We start from the raw sequence: 19,280 nt of genomic DNA on the forward strand, positions 1-19,280 counted from the left end.
GATGAAATGGACAGTTATTGATAAGACAAAAAGTAAAAGACCAAAAGTGGTTTCTGAATATAGTAAGTATAAACCATTTTTGAGAGAGGAAGCAGACAAAAAATGTGTCTATTGTGCTATTAATGAAAATCCAGGAGGTGGCTATGATCATTTTCATGTTGAGCATTATAAGCCGAAATCAATTCTACGATTTAAGAACCTAGAGAAGGATTTTATTAACCTTTTTTATTGTTGTGCTATATGCAATCGTTTTAAAAGTAATGATTGGCCTAACGATCCTGTAAAAGATCATTCAGTGGTTTCATATCCCGACCCGAACAAAACGGATTTTAATGAATTATTCACTATACAAGAAAATGGTAAGATTGTCGGGAATTACATTGCCTCGAAATATATTATCGAAAAAATAAACCTTAATCGTCCTCAATTAATAAATGAAAGAAGAACAGAACTAATTAAAGATGAGTCAGAAAAAATCATAAATAAGATTGAATTAATGATTCAAAAAATTGAATTAGAAGAAATAACTCCTGAGATTAATAAAATTATTTCTGATATGCTCCTACTTTCTTTTGCAACTCAAAAATTATTGTTAAAGGAGCGGGAAATTCCAAATTATGAACCAGCAGAAATAAGACGTGTAAAAAGATGACTGACAAAAAGCATACAGGTTCATATTACACTCCCAAAATTTTATCTGATTTTTTGGTTCAACATATTAGTTCTAAATATTTAAAAGAAGTCAATCTTAAAATTCTAGAGCCTAGCTGTGGTGAAGGACAATTTATCGAATCAATTGTAAATTCTCAAATATTTGATGAGAATCACAAGTTAGAATTAGACTTAATTGATATAAATTCTGATGAATTAGATAAAGCATTTAAATTAATTCCTAAACGTAAAGGATTAAAATCTAGAAAAATAAACGAAGACTATTTGAAGTTCTTTCTTGATAATGAAAACTCATATTCTTTAATAATAGGGAATCCTCCTTATATTAAAAGGGAGAATTTACAGTTAGAGCAAATTAAAAGATGTGAGAAAATTAATGTAGAAATCAAGGCATACAGTAATGAAATAAAATCTAATTGGAATATTAAAAATATCTGGCCTGCTTTTGTTGAAGCGGCTATTCTAAGTTTAGAAGATAATGGCATTCTTTGTTTTGTTATACCTGCCGAAATTTTACAAGTAAAATATACAAGTGAGTTAAGAAACTTAATTAGAAGTGAATTTGATAGAGTAGAAATCTTTGCTTTTAATGAACTAATATTTGAAGGTATACAACAAGATGTAGTTGCTCTTATTGGAATAAAAGATAATAATAACTTATTTAATCAAGGAGTTTCATTTTATCAAGTCGATTCATTAGAAGATTTAAAAGAGCCAAAATTTACAGAGAAGCATTCTAATATACATAGAACCAACTTAGATAAATGGACTAATTACATCTTGTCAGATGAAGAACTAAACTTAATAAGTGAATTAAAGAGTAAATACAGCCCAATAAAAGAGTATTGTTTAAAAGCAGAAGTAGGTATAGTTTCAGCTGCAAATAATTATTTTTTACTTTCAGATCAAGAATTAACAGAAAATAAACTTACAAAGTGTGGAAGTTTTATAAAACCGATACTTCCGAAAGGATATGTTATTCCTAACGTTATAAATTTCACTGAATGTGATTTTGCCAAATTGAAAATCAATAATAAGAAAGTCAACTTTATAGATTTCCCTAATGTTGAAAGAGATAAATTAAATACAAGTTTAAAAAATTATGTCTTAAAGGGAGAATCACAAGATTTACACAAGAGATTTAAAATGACTAAACGCAAAAACTGGTATAGTGTTCCAAGTGTTTGGAAATCTGAAGCCTTATTTGTAAAAAGAAGTCATCTTTATCCAAAATTATTCGTGAACGAAGCTGATGCCTTAGCTACGGACTCTTTTTATAGAGTTATGATTAAAGATAATTACTCCATAAAAAAACTTGTATTTTCTTTCTATAACTCGTTGACATTTATACTTGCAGAGCTAGAAGGAAGATTTTATGGTGGTGGTGTTCTAGAACTAATTCCTAATGAATTTAAAAATCTCTCTATTCCTTATAATGAAAATATAACTGACACACAATTTGAAAGATTAGATTTCTTAATGAGAAATGAATCTAATATAGAAATTATACTCCAATATACTAATTCGATTCTTTTACCAAACATAGACTTTGATAGGTTGGAGGTAATAAGAAAGAAACTTACGGATCGAAGGCTAAAGAAAAGAAACGATGATAATCTTATTCATCTGGAAGCTAACAGAGATTTTCAGAAGAAGCCTATTAAAGTTGCATCTGAGTAGAATATATTTTTTTGATTAAATTAAAATTACTGCGTATGAGTGAGATTCCCAAAAGATTAACTCCTAAGCCTGAAACTATAAAATTATTATTACTTCGATCTGGAAATAAATGCGCATTTCCTAAATGTTCAAAACCTATTTTTAATGACAATGACAAACTAGTTGGGGAATGTTGTCATATAGAAGCAGCTTTACCGGGTGGGGCTCGATTCAATAAAACTCAATCTAATGAAAATAGAAGAGGTTTAAATAATCTATTATTTATGTGTCATCAACATCATGTTGAAACTGATGATCTAAAAGAATACACAGTAAAAGAATTAAAAAAACTTAAGAAAGTTCATGAATTAAAGACAAAAGAGGCAATTTTTCAAGTAAAACCTAATTACGTGGACCAAATTCTCAAAGATTTTGAGTCGATAAAAGAAAGTGTAGAAGAAATTATTATCTCTACGAATACTATCGAAAAAAAAACAGAAAAAATTCTAAATGAAGTTGTTAATATTAAAAAAATTGTTGGTAGTCAAAGGAACGAAATAAAAGATAATGTAGTTAATGAAAATTTTGATTTTTTAATTCCTCAAGTATTACATTGTTTTGGAAGAAGTGATGAAATAGCCTTATTAGAAGCTAAACTTAGTTCATTTAATACTATTGAAATAGGTGGCATTAGTGGGGTAGGTAAATCTACATTAGTGGCAAAAATTGCATCTAATGTAAAAACATCAGTTATTTGGATTGACACAAATTTAGCTTTGGATTTGGCTTCGATGTTTAAATTAATCGCTCATTACCTTAAAGATAAAAAAGGTGATGCTAACTTATTTAACACATTAAGAGACCCAAATACTACGACAAGTAGCCTTATAATGACAACTTTAAAAGCTGTTGAAAATAATTCGATAACTTTAATTTTAGATGGTGTAAGTAAAAATATAGATCAATTTAATAATTTCATTTATGGTTGTAATAGATATTTTAAACGAGCCAAATTAATTTACACTTCTACGGTTAAATTACCTGATGTGAAATTTGACAATCCTTGTTTTAGACATGAGACTCTTGGCCTTAGTGTAGAGGAAGGGATAGAAATGTTTAAAGCTCATGGTGTGTCAGAATCTGAACCAGATGCTTTAGCTACCTTAAGTACTAAAGTTTCAGGTCATCCTTATATGTTGAAAATAATTTCTGGACTTTCTCAGTCATTATCGCCTAAAGAATTACTTGACGAAGTGAGTGAATTAGCGAATGAGGAATTGTTTAACTATATAAATAATCGGCTACACTACTCTTTATCGCATGAAGAGCAGGAGGTTATGCAAAATCTATCAATCTTAAAAATTTCATTTAAATCATCAATTACAAAATTCTTAGGGAAGGATAATTCACAAAAGAATTTTATACGTCTAAGAGAAAAATTTTTGATAAGTAAAATTTATCAAAAAAGTGATTATTTTTTCATTCACGATTTAATAAGAAATTATGCAATAAAGGACTTGAATAATGAAAGAAAAAGGTCTTTAAATAAAATGGCTTTCAAATATTATTATTCTTTGGAAAACCCAAATTATTTTGAGACGAAAGAACTTGTACTTCATGCTTTAGAAGCTAATTTAGAAAACCACGGAAAAAAAATTGCAGAAAAATTCTTAACTAACTTAATGACATCAGGAGAATTCTATTTTGCATTTGATTTTTCTAAAGTATTGGAGCTTCGTGAAAAATCGAAACTTTGGGAAATTATTTATTATGTGAAAGGAAGAATTTTACGTTTCAGAGATAAACATGAAGAAGCTTATTTAGCTTATAAAAAAGGTTCTCAATTAGTTAGTAAAAATTCAAACTATAAAGATATATTATTATTGGAATTAGCTAATGTGATGAATATGCTGTCTGATGAGATCGGAAAAGAATTTCTGCTTGAAGAGTCTAAAAGAATTTATAATGATTTCATATTAAACGGGAAAAGTCATGATCAAGTTATTGCTCTTTACTCCATGGGGATTATTAAATTTAAAGATTCTAAAATTAAGAGGGGATTAAAGTTAATTGAAAAAGGGATTAAGATTGCTGAATCTTTGGAAAATAAAAGAAATTTATTAGCATCAGGATATCAATTATTAGGGGATTATTATAATACTAAAAAACAATATAGTAAAGCAATTCAATGGATAGATAAAGCTTTTGACGAATATTGGGAAATAATAGATATTTTCGGCATGAATGCATTTGAAGGGATTTATCATGCTTCAAATAGTTTAGCTTGGGCATATTCAAAAAATGATGAGTTAAAAGAGTCTATTACAACCTTCGAGGTATGTGTTGCATTAGCAGAAAGCTTTAGTATGCTTTCTAAGCTAGAGAAGTCATTATTTAATCTTGGATATCATTTGATATTAGATGGTAGGTTTAATATGGCAAGTGAGGTACTCACTAAACATTATCAATTAATTACTCAAAATGATTTAGAAACAGAAGGAGAAATGCCACAAATATTTGGAACACTAATGGTTGCTCGTTGGTATAGTAACGACTTCGAAAATGCTTTAGAGCTATGCGGTCTTTACCTTATTTCTTCTTCTAAGAATAAACGTCGCCCGACGGTATCAATCATAGAATCATCTGATTTAACTGATGTAACTAATTTTAAAAAAATGTTTAAAAAGAATTTTTTTTTATTATCAATTCCAAAGGAATTCAATTTTACTGATCTTAATAATTGGATAGAAAAGGTAGTTGAAAGACGTCCTGATTTAGATAGTCCTTTAAAATCATTTAAGGTTTATATAAATGGCCAAAAGTTTATGGATGAAACTTGATAGAATTGCAAAGTGGTTTATATACTCTCGCAATACTTAACCATATCAAAAGATATACTGTATCCATGGTTAGGATCAAAACATAACTATAAGAAAAAAAATGTTGAAAGACATTTAGAAATGGATAAACATCACCTAATATATTTATTCAAACAGTTTAATCGTTTAGTTTTTCGAACTTCTAAAAAGGGGAGAGGACTGCTTCGATTAATCAGTCCATCTGATCGTGAATACCTCATTGATGAACGCATACTTGATTTGAAACTTCCACATCACGATAAAAAGGTAAAAATTCTAAAGTCGGATTAGAGATTTATTGCCTGGACTCTATTTGAGTTGTAATTTTAAAAATATATGGCGATGATGTTTTTATTCGTTAAAATAGTTTCTCTTTGCAGTTATGCTTTTTAGAATCGATGTGAAAGGTAAACTCATATTTATCATATTACTTTTTTCAACTTTATTTGTTTTTCCCCAAAGACAAGAAGGAGGAACTCTATATGGAGAATCATATATGAATAATTTCGGTGCTACAGTGTCTATGAACTCTGATGGAACAATAATGGCAGTAGGGGCACCTTATAATAATTGGAGCACAGGACATGTTAAAATTTTCAGAAGATCAGGCCTAGCTTGGATTCAAAAAGGGTCTACGATATTGGGTGAAAACTATGCGGATCTTTTTGGGAGTAAAGTTGCTTTAAGTAGCAGTGGAAATACGGTTGTAATTAGTGCTCCTAAAAACAATGGTTCCGCTTATCATTCGGGTCATGTAAGAGTTTACGAGTGGAGTGGAGTCGACTGGATTCAAAAAGGGATCGATATTGATGGTCCTTCAAATGAGCGAAACTACGGAACCAACATAGCCATAAATGGATTAGGGAATATTATTGCTATCAACTCTGGTGGTATGTTCGGAGGGTATGTCGATATATTTGAATGGATATCTGGCCAATGGCAATTAAAAGGGAGTCAACTAATAGGTGAACATTTTCAAGACGATTTTGGATTCTCTATCTCTTTAAATTATCTTGGCAATCGAGTGGCAGTTGGAGCAAGATTTAATGCCGGTAATGGCTATAGAGCAGGACATGTAAGAGTTTTTGATTGGATAAATAATCAGTGGACACAAATTGGTAATGACCTAGATGGGCTTTCACCAGGTGAACTTTTTGGTTTTTCTAATTCATTAAGTGATGATGGCAACACGCTTGCAGTAGGTGCTGAAGGAGGTAATTTTAATGGAGTTGTAGCTACTGGTCAAATTAGAGTATTTACATGGAATGCTAACCAATGGATTCAGAAGGGATCAAATGTAGATGGACTAGCTCCATATGGCAGATTTGGCTATTCTTTATCCTTAGATGGATCTGGAAATAGATTTATTACTGGACATAAATTTCATTATTGGGATTCACTTTATAAAGGACAAGTTGATCTTTATCAATGGAAGGTGAACGATTGGGTTAAGGTTAGTACCATTCTTGGAAAAGAACTTGATGATCACTCCGGAAAGTCTATTTCTTTAAGCTCCTCAGGAGATTTCCTATCCATTGGTTCTCCTTTAAATGATGATTTAGGTATAAATGCTGGCCTTGTTAGGAACTATTGCTTTCCAACTATGTCAACGGAATATATCCAAGTCTGTGATTCTTTCACGTGGAGAGACAACAAAACCTACCGAAATAATACAAATACGGCTAAAATAGTATTAACAAATTCTAAAAATTGTGACTCCTTAATATATCTAAACTTAACTATTCTTTCAGAAGAAGTTACAGATTATCACAAGGCATGCGACTCCTTTATTTGGATTGATGGCAATACTTATTTTGAAAGCACAACGACTCCAAAAGTTACTTATCAGAATAGTTTAGGCTGTGATTCTATAGTTCGGTTAGATTTAAAAATTCTAGCTGACAGTGTATCTCAAATAGAAGTAGCTTGTGATTCATTTACTTGGATTAATGGATTAACTTATACAAATAGCACAAATCAAGTAAAATATACCACTACCAACATCAATGGATGTGATTCAGTAATCTATCTTGACTTAACTATCAATAAATCTATTTCTGACACAATGGTGATTGAGGCCTGTGATTCAATTGTTTGGTTAGATGGAATATCCTATAAAAACAGCACAAAACAGCCATTTTACAAATTGGCAAGTGCTTTGGGGTGCGACTCTATCATTTACCTTGATTTAACTATCAATGAATCGGAATTGGATACACAAAACATATTAGCTTGTCAATCATTTACGTGGATTGATGGTATTACATATTTTGAAAGTACAGGTATCCCCATTATGAAATTTAGCAATAAGTATGGTTGTGACTCTACTCTAAAATTAAACCTAACGATAACTACTGTTGATAAGATTATTAGTAATCAATCAAATGTTCTTATTCTTAAAAATCAAGATTATGCTACATATCAGTGGCTGGATTGTAGTAGAAATTATACGCCGGTCGCTCAAGCCAATGAGGATAATTATCTGCCTAATTTAAATGGATCTTTTGCCTGTGAAATAAGAATTAATGGGTGTATAGATACCACTGATTGCATCGTATCAAATCCAGAAGATTTATTGCCCTATAATTTTAAAATTTATCCAAATCCAACAAACGAAATCTTAACCATAAAGTTTAGTCCATTTACTACAATAGAATCACATGAAATTTGGAATTTTTTGGGACAAAGGATAGACATAAACTTTGATCTTTTTAACGACAAATTAGTTTTAGATGTTAAAAGTTTTCCTGTAGGTACTTACTTCATTCGCTTTGAAATGTCAGGTAAAATAGAAACCCATAAGTTCATCAAATACTAATAGGCTTGCTATAAAATGAGTATCAATTGAAAGAGAAATGGTGTGTTTAAATAAGGGCGGTGGTTACGTTTTAATTATTTTCAAGATTTCACTTCTTCTTTCAGATTCAATTTTTAAAAAATATACTCCTTTTGCTTCATTAACATAGAAATTAAAGCTTTTGTAAATATCAACTTGATTCAATATTAATTTACCATGCAGAGAATACAATGATATCGTATATTTCTTTTGCAATGGATTATAAACATTTACTTCACCATATGTAGGATTTGGATATATCTGTAATTCTAGAATATTGTTTCGCTGTTTATCTATGCCTTAATTATATCGATTCAATTTATTCCATCTTTTTAGATGTATAGCATTAGAAAATAAAACAATCAAATTTGTGCAAGTCTCGCTTGCATAAATTCCATACTTTGATTTAATTCCGACCAAAAGCATTAGATTTAAGAATTCAAGTTAAAACAAGCGAATGTGCATTCAACACAGTTGTTAAAACATGATAGAGTAGGGTTTATTCCGTATTGATTCATCACAATGACCTCTTGTAACCTCAATTATTTTAGTTGGGGCTTAAATAATTCCGTTTTGAGTGTTATATTTGATTCTCAAATTATTGAAATATGAAACGATTCCTATTCCCATTTGCCGTTTTCCTTTGTTTTTTTTCAAGTTATGGTCAAGAAGTTAGATTGAGTATTGGAACTGAATTCCCGCTGCAACATTACATTGGCTTAAACTATCAACACAACGAACTGTTATCCGCAGACTTTTCTATAGGAAGTGTTAGTTCGCCGTATAATAACGAGCTCTATGATTGGATTAGAGTTCCATCAAAGCAACAAGCTCGTAAAGAATTTCTACAGCAATTGGCAGACGATGGGAGTGCGTTATCGTTTGGGGTAAATGTGCACAAAAATAAATGGTATTTTGGAGTGTATTGTCAATTTATAAAATTAAATGCCTCAGGAAGTTATGACGAAATATTAAATAGTGATTTAGTTCAAGAAGAATTTTCAACTGAAGAAAAAGCCATATTGGACTCGGTCTTAACCATTTTGAGAAGCCCATTTGGTGGTTTTCTTGTCAATTTGAATGATCGGGTGGCCATTGAAACTTCACTTTTTCAGTTAGGCCTTAAAGTCGGTAGACGGTTTCAATTTAAAAATCCAAAATTTTCCATGAATGTTGAGTTAGGCCTTACAGCAAATGTAAATGCAAAAACCAAAACAACCTATGATCGAGGTTTGGCTTCACGAGTAGAATTTATTGCTCAGAACCAATTGTCTGCTAGCAGTGGTGATCAAATCATCAAAAATTTAAATTTTGAAGAACGTGGAGAGGAAGTGAATCAGTTTTTCGAGGATTATGGATATATCCCTGGTTTAAGAATTGGGTTTTCTTATTTGTTGTATAAGAAGGAGAAGTAGAAAAAAATAGCTGAGAAATTAGATAAAAAACTCACTAAAACGAGATGATTCTAATACTTGCGTTTGAATAATTTACTTTAAGCAAAATACTGTCCATAAGAAATTGGTTGGTCGTCAAAAAATATTAATTCAATTTTAAATAACATCAATAATCACATACTCTATTCATGAAGCATCTAAAACTATTCATACTTATTTTTATTCCAATACTATCAAATGCACAATTAAGTGGCACTTATACTATTGATTCTTCAATAGTATCTGGAGCAAGGAACTTTCAATCATTTGTTGATTTTCAAGACAGTATAAATCTATTAGGAGTATCTGATACAGTAAGAATTAATGTAGTAAAAGGTTCAGGTCCTTACATTCAAAGGCTAAGAATTAATAGCTATCCAGGAATGTCAAGTAAAAATCCTGTAATTATAAAAGGAAATAATGAAACCATTAAGTATCATACCAGTGTAAATGATCTGGATGTAATTAGATTAAATCAATCAAAACATATTACTATTGATAGTTTAAATGTCATTTGTACTTCAGTTTATTACGGACATGGGATTCAATTAATGAATGGTAGTGATTCAAATGTTATAAAAAACACTTCAGTCGAGGTTATAGTGCAACAAGCCAATAGCACTATAGGAATTTATTCTTATCAATCCGATTTCAATTTAATTGAAAGTAATCTTATTGTTGGAGTAACACTTTCAGGAATATCTATTTACAGATCTAATTATTGTAAAGTTATTTCTAATCAGATAGGAATCGATACAAACACATTTGCCTTATCAGGTATAACTGTATCAGGGTGGAACGGTAGTAATATAGATTATGGAAATCATATAATTAATAACACGATAAATAATTTTAGTGGAAATGGTATTGCTGTCTGGGACGAGTCAGACCTAGAAATATCAGAAAATAATATTAGTTCTATTGGTGCTTTTTATTATCTGCCACGACAAGATCATTTTGGTATAAGTTTAAATGGATATTTAGATTCGATTAACGTTAAAAATAATATTATCCATAATTTGAAAAAAAATGATTCAAGTCGGATTCCATTCAATATTGCAGGAATTAATATTCACTCTTTAGAGTTTCATAATACGCCACCTAGACAGAATAACGTCATAAATAATGTTATTATGGAAATTAATAATCCTGTTTCTAATATATTTGGTATTAATAGCATATCTCCTAATTACAATATTTATCATAATACTATTCTTTTAAATGATAGCACAGCGATTTCAGGGTTTACTAAAGGTTTTAATTTTGACAATGATGTGCAACCATCAAATAGCCCCATTAATTTCAAGAATAATATAATCCTTAATACTAGAAGTGGAACAGGAACAAATCATGGTATTTATTTAGATAATAATAGCCTATTTGTACATTCAGATTATAATAATATTTATGTTAATGCCGTAAATAATTCTCATTTAGGCTACAATTCTGGAAATCGAACAACTGCTCAAGATTGGCAGTCTGTTAGTTCTAATCGTTTTGATCAAAATAGCTTATTTCTTGATCCATCTATTTTGTTCAGAAATAGCTTCCAACCTAACAATCTTCGGTTAATGAATATGGGAGATTCATTGGGGGTATCACACGACATATTGGGAAAAATTAGGAATCCTTTAAATCCGACGATTGGAGCTACAGAATCATCTACTCTGCTACCATTATACGAATTATCGAAAATTAATACTACAGGAAATCTTGGAATTTCAGATTCATTAAATGTTGAATGCTGGACAAAAGGAATTTTTTATAAGCGATATTTTTCAGGAACTAGGAATAATAATTTTTATCTTTTAGACAGTACATCTAATGGAGTGCAAGGGATTTTTGTTGACGGGAGTAGTAAAAGTAATTTTCCAAGTTTAGTAGATAGAGATTCAATTCTAATTAAAGGAAGAGTAAGTCAAGAGAGTGGAGTAACCGTATTTTTATTAGACTCAATTTTTAAAATTGGAAGTTTGAGTATGGATTTAAAGCCAATACAAACAAACAATTTGGATGAAAATTCTGAATCAAAACCTATATTTCTTTCCAACCTAATAGTTCTTTCAGGAGGCTTAGGTAATACCCAGGAAATGTTGGTTACAAATGGAATTAATAATTATACTGTAATGATAGATTTGCTATCTGATGTTCTTGATAGCCTAACATTTAATCCGCTTTATCCTGGTGATACAATTTGCTCTTTAACAGGTATAGGGAGCCAATATGATACAATTGTTCCATTAGATAGCAATTATACTATCATTCCTATTGATTATAATGATTTTAAGTTTTCAAGTTGTTCTACTGCTGTTGGAGTATCAATAACAGAAAAATCTATAGAGAAATCTAATCTTTGGTTGTATCCTAACCCAGCATCAGGTTTTGTTTCTATAACTGTTACTCCTGAATTGGTTGGAGAGTCATTAATACTATTAAATCAATATGGAATTGTTTTAAATAAGTCTTCAATTACCGATACAAAACTGCACTTAGAGGTTTCCTCTTATTCTAATGGAATTTATTTTATTCAGGTAAAAGATAAAGTATTTAAATTACTAATAATCAATTAATTTTAATGGGAAGCCTCAATACATGTTTAAGAATGGTTCAGGCTATGTGATTTTCTGGTATTCTATATTTGAGTTTAAATTCTCTTTTTATTAACTTAAATGAAGGTGGAGGACATGCGATTAAGTTTTCTAAAATTCTTGAGTACAGATTATCACAAAGAATTAAATATAGTTACAATATGTGGATTACTAACGATCTAATAGATTCTCAAAACATCTATTTAACATAATATTAATTATAAGACATTTTTCGACTTCGCTCAGAATGACAAGAAATGCATAAAACTACCCATTCATTGAGATTTCATCTATCCGAACTGATCATTAGGAAAACTAGCTGGTCATTGAGCGAAGTCGAAATGCTGCTAGTTTATACTACATCATCAGTATTTAATTCTAAATGAATTTAAAAATTAGATACAAAAAATCTCATAGCATTAACCATTCTCCACAAAATTTCAAATACCCTCAGGAAATCGACTTATAAATAGTCCTGTAATTTATCTTTGAGTATTTCTTTTAACTCAGGATGGCCAAATTCATAATGATCTTGAATTCCCAATACATGGATTTTTATTCCATTAGTAGAACCAAACAGTTTAATCAATTCCTTTTTGTGTTTATTCTCCATTACTAAAATGAGTTGAGCCCAATCCATCAATTCTTGATTGATATATTGTGTACCCAACTGAAAACAGATTTTTTGGTTGGTACCAGCTGAAACCGACTTTAGGAGGTTCACGAAAACAAATAGAATTTAAATGAGCGTTAAGTAATTGTAGCGATGATTTGTCCAACATTCTTGTCCCAAAAGCTCTGCTGTTACTAACCAGTCTTTATTGTAGGCTTAGAATGGAGTTCTATTTAACATAATTACAAACGAGTTCGGACACAGCTAAACTGAATGCTTATTCCTCCTGATAAACACCAAAAACAGAAAGGTTATCGATACCCAACTCATTGCTTATTTTGCTATTCCAGTACAACATCCCTTCCATATTTTGACCCTGTTGGGTATCTTCTAAGAATTCGTTTTTGTTTGTTTCAAGTTCTTTTAAACTTTTCTCGTACAGTCCTTCTATACTTTTCATTGATTTATCAGAAGAAAATATTGAGTTTTCTAGTTTCCTTCTTTCTATTTCTACCAAATCAAAATACATATTAAAGAAACAATTCGTTTTTTCATTAATAGTCCATCTATAAAAACTTTCGTAGACATCAAAGATAGAAGCTGTTAAAAAATTAGTAGAGTCATCATATTTATTTACATCAAGAAATAGTTTCCCTTTAAGCTGATAATCTCCTTCCCCCTCTTTATAAGCTGTATTTTGTGGTAGTTCATTAAAGGAGAATCTTGTCTTGCTCCATTTTAAAGCGGGATAATTAAAAAACTCCACTAATTTAATTGCTTGCTTAAATTGATAACCTTGATTGCTTATCGTGTTTGTATCACTCATAAAGAGACGATTACTATCTATCTTATAGTTTAGTTTTAATTCATTATTAAAGTCCCAAAAGAACGTATTATAAGGCAAAACAGTTAATTTTTGATAATCTGTCAAGTTTGGAGTGTTGAGCTGAAACAATGGCAAATAAAATAAACTATCTTGATCATAAGTAAATAATACAGCTTCCGTGCGAACCCATAAAGCTTTCTCATTTGGCCTATGATATAAAAAGTCATAATGAAAGTCAACATGTTCAAAATAGGTTTCTCCTCCTTCCGTCTTAAAGGTTTTGGTGATTTTTAAGTTCTTTTGAGAGAGACGATGGCTATTGTATATAGGCATGAATGGAAAAACGTCTATATGACTTCCTTCCAGTTCTATTTTTAGAAATGTGCTATCACTTGCATTTATCCATAGTTTACAAGAAAAATAATCTTTCCTATTTTTTTTAGGGTATAAATAAACAATGTGAATAGAGTCCAAATTCTCATCGGTATAAACTTTTTCCAATTGGAGATAAAACTTTTTCTCTATGCCCCTCTTATTATACGCTAAAGGACTACTCGGAAACAAGTCTGAAGGAGTAAACAGTTGATGTAACTTAATGGGCTTTGAGCTTTCTAATGAGGCAAAAAATGAACGGTTTATTTTTTGAAGACCAACTCTCCCAGTTTTTAATTTCAAATTCAATAAGTTATACCCCTTAATACTTGCATTGTAAAAATTTTCTACCAGTTCTATCTGTTGGTTATCTATATAGCTTTTAAGTTGATAATACGCTTTAGTATGTTGAATACTTGATGACTGTTTTTCTCTACAAGCTATTATTAGGTCATAGAGGTAGGAGTAATCTTTCGCTCGAATGGAAACTTCACTAAGCTGATATATGTTTTCTTTTAACTGAATGTTGTAGCTTTTTTCCGATTGTATTAGTGAAACTGTTTTGTTCTTGTATCCAATATATGATATGACTATACTATCAGACCATGACTGAATTTCAAGTTTGAAGTAGCCCTCTGTATTGGTTATTGAAGCAGTTTTTAATGAATGATTGTATACAGTGGCAAAAGGCAGCTCTTTCCCAGATGAAGAATCGGATACCGTTCCTTCAATAAAAAGCTGTGTTGTCATTTGAGCATAGAGACCAAATTGCCAAAGCACAAATACACATAAAAACAATGCAATTTTTTTCATAAAAAGATAGGTATTATACTAGGCACATTCAGAATTATGTTATTTATATGATATTTTGACAAATAAGTAATGTCTTTAGTGAAATAAACCCCAGAATATGAGCTGAAACATCAAAAATCGAGGTTTAGAATTAATTTCTATGCTGAAATTACAAAGGTTTTCTGATTTTCAACATGCATTTATACTTTTTTATCCATTTACCTTTGACTGTTCTTTACAAAATCAACCCCAATTCAATGCTTATTATCATTAAATTAGACCCACAATAGCTACAACCATGAAAGGCATTTATCAACTCTTATTTAAAATCCTGCACGGGTTCACTCCTACTTATTCTAAAAAAGACCTCAATGCATTGAGTAAGTTGGATAAATTAATCGTTGCCGGTAAATATTGGTTGACTTCAAAAATATTGGACTGAGCAACAACCTTCTTATCTTGTTTATTCTGACTCATTCAGCAGGTGTCTTATTGAGACAAAACCAATTTTTGAACTAGCTGTTGTCCCTTGTTAGTAATAACTACCATTGTGTATACTCCTTCAGCTAAATTACTAGTATTCAATTTGTAGGATTCTTGAGAAACGTCAAGCAGCTCTTGCAATACCATTTCTCCATTGATGTTAATTATCCTAACTTCCTTACAATTATTACAATGCTCTACATTGAGTATCCCTCTAGTTGGATTAGGATAAACTTTTAAGGAATTGCTTATTAATTCTATCTCTGTATTATTGACGGTTTGCAATGATAAAAGTGCCTTATATGCATTGATCCGACCATATCCATAGTAATTATCAAAGCCCAAAACATCCTCATTAGGATTACCTACTTGATCTTCTGAAGTGGAACGGATAATGTTTTTAATTTGTGTTGGTGTCAGGGTTTTGTCTTGTGCCAATAATAATGCACACAACCCACTTACTAAAGGAGCTGCAAAAGAAGTACCACTGCTCTTCAAATAATAGTATACGTTACTCACATGACTCAAAATAAATACTGCATCACCTGGCGCTACAACATCTAGATAAGAACCAAAATTACTTCCACTATTTGCAGACGATGTCGAAAATGGGGAAGCCCGTTGATCCTTTGAATTAGTAGCTCCTACCGCAATTACTGAATTGAAAGCTGCAGGATAATTTGCAAAATTATTATTATTGTTCCCTACACAAGCAACCAGTGTGACACTCCTATTATGAGCATAGTCCACAGCATTTTGCATAAATGAAGAATTTACTAGTGTGGAAAGCGATAAATTAATCACTTTAGCACCATTGTCTGCAGCATAATAAATCGCAGCAATTACACCTGAATTAGACCCATTGTTTTGTGAATCGAGTGCTTTTAAGATCATCAATTGACATTTCCAATCTACACCGGCATAATTATAAGCATTGTTACCATTGGCTCCCAAAACTCCTGTAACTGAAGTACCGTGACCATAATCATCCGTCGGGTTATTGTCATTATTCACAAAATCCCAGCCTTTGTAATCATCCATGTATCCATTATTGTCACTGTCTTGATTATTTAAAAACTCAGAAGGGTTGTACCAAATTCTTCCTAGAAATTCGGGATGATCGAATTTAATCCCACCATCTATTATGGCTACTATTATACTAGAATCGCCTGTTTCAATCCCCCAAGCAAATTCCATGTCAATGTCGGCATCTGGCACAAATAATGGATTGTTCATTTTATTGTTCAATAATCCCCATTGAAGGTTAAAGAAGTTATCATTTGGAATTATTGAAGGAGGAGTTTGATTTCCAGACAATACAAAATCAGGCTCAACTTGTTTGATTATATCCAATTCCGCATAGCTTTGAACAGTTTGATGGATGTTATTTTTCTTATCAAACCCCAAGAGTAATAGACTTGAGTCTCCCCTCTTTCCTATTCGCTCCACTTTTATTAACCCATGCACTTTGTTTAGAGAGTCAAAGACTTTGTTTCCAGATTTATGATCTTTAATAAATTGGTTATAATTAATCTGAACCTCAGAATTTAGCTCTACAATTATTTCTCCCGTTAATTTTATATCATGTTCTTTATCTATCAATTTCGACTGTCCTACTACCGTGCTTAAAAAGAAGTGAAAGAGAATACTACTTGCGATCAATTTGTTTTTATTCGACATGGCTGTTGTATTTATTGAAAGACCACTTTTTAGAATAAAAAGTTGCATTCATCCAGTTAAAATCAATTGTTTTAATGTCATAAGTTTATTTCAAAATTTGCAGATTCCTTCTTTATATATCTTTTCAGTCATTGATTGACTAAGCATTTAGCGTAATTATTTTCATTATATTTGGATTAGAACATTTGGGAATCGATATGGTTAATCAACTTTCGAATAAAACGATTCAAGTAGCAACAGGTACAATTGAAATACTTGAGGCGGATATTTTTTACGTCAAATACCATCCCGATACAATTCTAGATATTGATGACTTTAAAGAAATTAAAGCCCATTACAACGAATTGAATGTCGATCAAAATCTAAAAATTTTAGTTGAATTCCAACAATTTAACACTTTTACGATTGAAGCTAGAAATTATGCAGAACAATATCCCGTTGATGCCGTGGCTGAGGGCATTATTTTTAAAGGATTGGCTCAACGTTTAATTGTGCGTTTTTACCTCTTGGTTAATAAACAAGAACATCCAGTTAAAGTGTTTCAGGATAAGCAGAAAGCCATTGATTGGCTAAATTCTTTATAGCTTGATTTTTTCGTTAGCATTCCATTTTACCCTGAATTTTTAGGTCAGTAATATACAATTTTCTAAAATTTAAAAATCCCTTCCACTCTACTTATTTCTAGCAAATTCTAGTATCAGACATTTTTAATTTCTGGTTCGATTATAAAAATAACTTGAATGTTAGTATATTTCGTGAACATCCAAAAAACCGATTCAATATGGCATTTGCAAACGATACCTTAGTCTTAACGCCCGATGGCGATAAACTAATTTCAACGATTAAAGTCGACGACAAAGTAGACGCCCGTTTAGACGATGAATCTTGGGAAACTAGAACCGTTGATTTTTCTGCAGGAACGACAGCAGAAACGATTGCAATACATATCAGTTACGGAAACCAACAAAAAATAGTAGTCACTCCCGATCAGCTCTTTTTAGTATCTGAAGAACTCTTTAAGGCAGCAAAAGATTTAGAGATTATAGACACCTTGATGGACCAATCTGGAGCAACCGTTGAAATACATGAAATTAATCAAGGAGAATATTTAGGAGGCGTTCACAGCATTGCACTTTCTGAACACCCCACTGCCAATACCGATGGACACTTGATCTTGTGCAATGGTGTAGTTGCCGGAGCTTATGAGTTGGAAATGGCATACCGTTTGGATTTATGATGGAGAAAGATCTACCCACTATTTGTTTTCTTTTTCAATAAGGGCTATTTTTTTCGCTCTATTCCCCGCTTTTAGTTGTTTTTCTCTTGCTATGTGGCTTCGACTCCGCTCAGCCACCCGCTGCAAATAACGATGGGCACCTATTTTTTTTTGCAATGGTGAGGATGCAGTATACTTCCTACTGATTATTGAATAGAACCGAGTTAATTGAATTCTCAATTACTCCTTTTGTGATATATTTAGTCGTTAAACCTTTAGTCTTTTCCATTAATATATTTTGTAATTCTATTCTATTCATATTAGACAATTTTGCTCCTTTCAATAAATAGAAGTAATCTGAGATATATTTGTTTTGAAAATCTTTTCTTGCATTAAAGACTAGTCCTGAATTTCTTCCAACTCTTATTATAAGCGTATCATTATTCTCAACTAAAAGTTCTTTACGTTTATTTTCCAAGAAGGTAAACTTAGGTTTAATTACTTCCCCTCTCTTATTTGAAAAATGAAGTACTTCCACTACTGAACCTAAATTACAGTCTAATAGTTTTGAATTATCAATACCTCTGCTTAATTTTAAATTAGTTTTTTTATGTTTTTCTTCTAGAGATTTGATAAATCCTACTTTATTATCATATTTACCAATAAAAGTTCTTGTTCTTACATCACTATTAGCAAAATATTTTTTAGAACAACCTATTTCAACATTTTTAAAACAGGACAAGAACATCTTTCTAAAAGTAAAAAATTTATCAGATGTAAAAAAATTTTCAGGAATAATAGCTCCAAAATAATCTCCATTATTCATTAAACTTATATTGGAAACTAACATTAGAGCTTCGATTCTGTTTAGTTTTCTCGCTTCTCTTGATAACTCTAGGTTTGACTTATCAACACTTTGATCATAAGTAATATTAATATTTCCAAAAGGTGGGTTTGCTAAAATTAGCTTATTGCAAGACTTAAGTGTAATTGTATCTCTTAGTTTATCAATCATTAATGCATTAAATTGGTATAATTGATATTTATTCTGTATTTCATCATTTATATTTGATGTATTAATATCTACACCGACTAGCATTATATCTTGCCAATTATTTGCAGCGGCATTCAAGAAATTTCCACTTCCAACGCAAATATCTATTGCGACTTCTGGAATAAATTCTTTTGGAATCATCGAAACAATCTCATTTGCGATTGCGCTAGGAGTGTAAAAGTTTGACCAATTTTTCAT

The 19,280-nt window shown here is 31.0% G+C and carries 15 protein-coding genes; 10 read left to right on the plus strand and 5 right to left on the minus strand.

All coding sequences use genetic code 11. The features are described 5' to 3' along the window. Nucleotide 1 precedes the first annotated feature (1 nt). From ACTB0X_RS00980 to ACTB0X_RS01000, 5 genes are all read left to right on the plus strand, one after another. On the plus strand, nt 2-652 hold the full coding sequence (locus ACTB0X_RS00980) for an HNH endonuclease family protein (protein WP_463023103.1): 651 nt from the start codon (nt 2-4) through the stop codon (nt 650-652). Next, the gene (locus ACTB0X_RS00985; protein WP_463023104.1) at nt 649-2,352 is read left to right on the plus strand and encodes an Eco57I restriction-modification methylase domain-containing protein; all 1,704 of its coding nucleotides are present in this window, start codon (nt 649-651) and stop codon (nt 2,350-2,352) included. Before ACTB0X_RS00980 ends, ACTB0X_RS00985 begins: the two co-directional genes overlap by 4 nt. Nucleotides 2,353-2,387: 35 nt before the next feature. Further along, on the plus strand, nt 2,388-5,171 hold the full coding sequence (locus ACTB0X_RS00990) for a tetratricopeptide repeat protein (protein WP_463023105.1): 2,784 nt from the start codon (nt 2,388-2,390) through the stop codon (nt 5,169-5,171). A 120-nt stretch (nt 5,172-5,291) separates the two neighbouring features. Then, on the plus strand, nt 5,292-5,480 hold the full coding sequence (locus tag ACTB0X_RS00995; protein ID WP_463023106.1) for a hypothetical protein: 189 nt from the start codon (nt 5,292-5,294) through the stop codon (nt 5,478-5,480). Between the two features lie 91 nt (nt 5,481-5,571). Beyond that, nucleotides 5,572-8,007, plus strand: coding sequence for a T9SS type A sorting domain-containing protein (locus ACTB0X_RS01000; protein ID WP_463023107.1), 2,436 nt, complete (start codon nt 5,572-5,574; stop codon nt 8,005-8,007). A gap of 63 nt (nt 8,008-8,070) precedes the next feature. On the opposite strand, the gene ACTB0X_RS01005 is transcribed toward ACTB0X_RS01000, so the two are convergent. Beyond that, nucleotides 8,071-8,322, minus strand: coding sequence for a T9SS type A sorting domain-containing protein (locus ACTB0X_RS01005; RefSeq protein ID WP_463023172.1), 252 nt, complete (start codon nt 8,320-8,322; stop codon nt 8,071-8,073). Between the two features lie 311 nt (nt 8,323-8,633). Between ACTB0X_RS01005 and ACTB0X_RS01010 the strand changes: the two genes are divergently transcribed. Both ACTB0X_RS01010 and ACTB0X_RS01015 read left to right on the plus strand, forming a co-directional pair. Next, the gene (locus tag ACTB0X_RS01010; RefSeq protein WP_463023108.1) at nt 8,634-9,440 is read left to right on the plus strand and encodes a hypothetical protein; all 807 of its coding nucleotides are present in this window, start codon (nt 8,634-8,636) and stop codon (nt 9,438-9,440) included. Between the two features lie 167 nt (nt 9,441-9,607). Next, nucleotides 9,608-12,028 carry a T9SS type A sorting domain-containing protein gene (locus ACTB0X_RS01015; RefSeq protein ID WP_463023109.1) on the plus strand — a complete coding sequence of 807 codons (2,421 nt, stop codon included), beginning with the start codon at nt 9,608-9,610 and terminating at the stop codon, nt 12,026-12,028. Nucleotides 12,029-12,509: 481 nt separating this feature from the next. Here ACTB0X_RS01015 and ACTB0X_RS01020 read toward each other — a convergent pair whose 3' ends face one another. Continuing rightward, nucleotides 12,510-12,770: a hypothetical protein gene (locus tag ACTB0X_RS01020; RefSeq protein ID WP_463023110.1), complete on the minus strand. Its 261-nt coding sequence runs from the start codon at nt 12,768-12,770 to the stop codon at nt 12,510-12,512. 166 nt (nt 12,771-12,936) lie between these two features. Beyond that, complete coding sequence (locus ACTB0X_RS01025; RefSeq protein ID WP_463023111.1) at nt 12,937-14,670, minus strand: carboxypeptidase-like regulatory domain-containing protein; 1,734 nt, start codon at nt 14,668-14,670, stop codon at nt 12,937-12,939. Nucleotides 14,671-14,947: 277 nt separating this feature from the next. On the opposite strand from ACTB0X_RS01025, the gene ACTB0X_RS01030 reads away from it, so the two are divergent. Beyond that, nucleotides 14,948-15,091 carry a hypothetical protein gene (locus ACTB0X_RS01030; RefSeq protein ID WP_463023112.1) on the plus strand — a complete coding sequence of 48 codons (144 nt, stop codon included), beginning with the start codon at nt 14,948-14,950 and terminating at the stop codon, nt 15,089-15,091. Nucleotides 15,092-15,138: 47 nt separating this feature from the next. Here the strand turns inward: ACTB0X_RS01030 and ACTB0X_RS01035 are convergent, their stop codons facing one another. Continuing rightward, nucleotides 15,139-16,812, minus strand: a complete 1,674-nt coding sequence (locus ACTB0X_RS01035) for a S8 family serine peptidase (RefSeq protein WP_463023113.1) — start codon at nt 16,810-16,812, stop codon at nt 15,139-15,141. Between the two features lie 197 nt (nt 16,813-17,009). Here ACTB0X_RS01035 and ACTB0X_RS01040 point away from each other — a divergent pair, with 197 nt between their 5' ends. Both ACTB0X_RS01040 and ACTB0X_RS01045 read left to right on the plus strand, forming a co-directional pair. Beyond that, nucleotides 17,010-17,396: a DUF7793 family protein gene (locus ACTB0X_RS01040; protein WP_463023114.1), complete on the plus strand. Its 387-nt coding sequence runs from the start codon at nt 17,010-17,012 to the stop codon at nt 17,394-17,396. 197 nt (nt 17,397-17,593) lie between these two features. Continuing rightward, nucleotides 17,594-18,049 (plus strand): Hint domain-containing protein, encoded by a 456-nt coding sequence (locus tag ACTB0X_RS01045; protein ID WP_463023115.1) that lies wholly within the window; start codon nt 17,594-17,596, stop codon nt 18,047-18,049. A 178-nt stretch (nt 18,050-18,227) separates the two neighbouring features. Here ACTB0X_RS01045 and ACTB0X_RS01050 read toward each other — a convergent pair whose 3' ends face one another. Next, the gene (locus ACTB0X_RS01050) at nt 18,228-19,280 is read right to left on the minus strand and encodes a DNA methyltransferase family protein (protein ID WP_463023116.1); all 1,053 of its coding nucleotides are present in this window, start codon (nt 19,278-19,280) and stop codon (nt 18,228-18,230) included.

This window comes from Acidiluteibacter sp. (assembly GCF_055129545.1).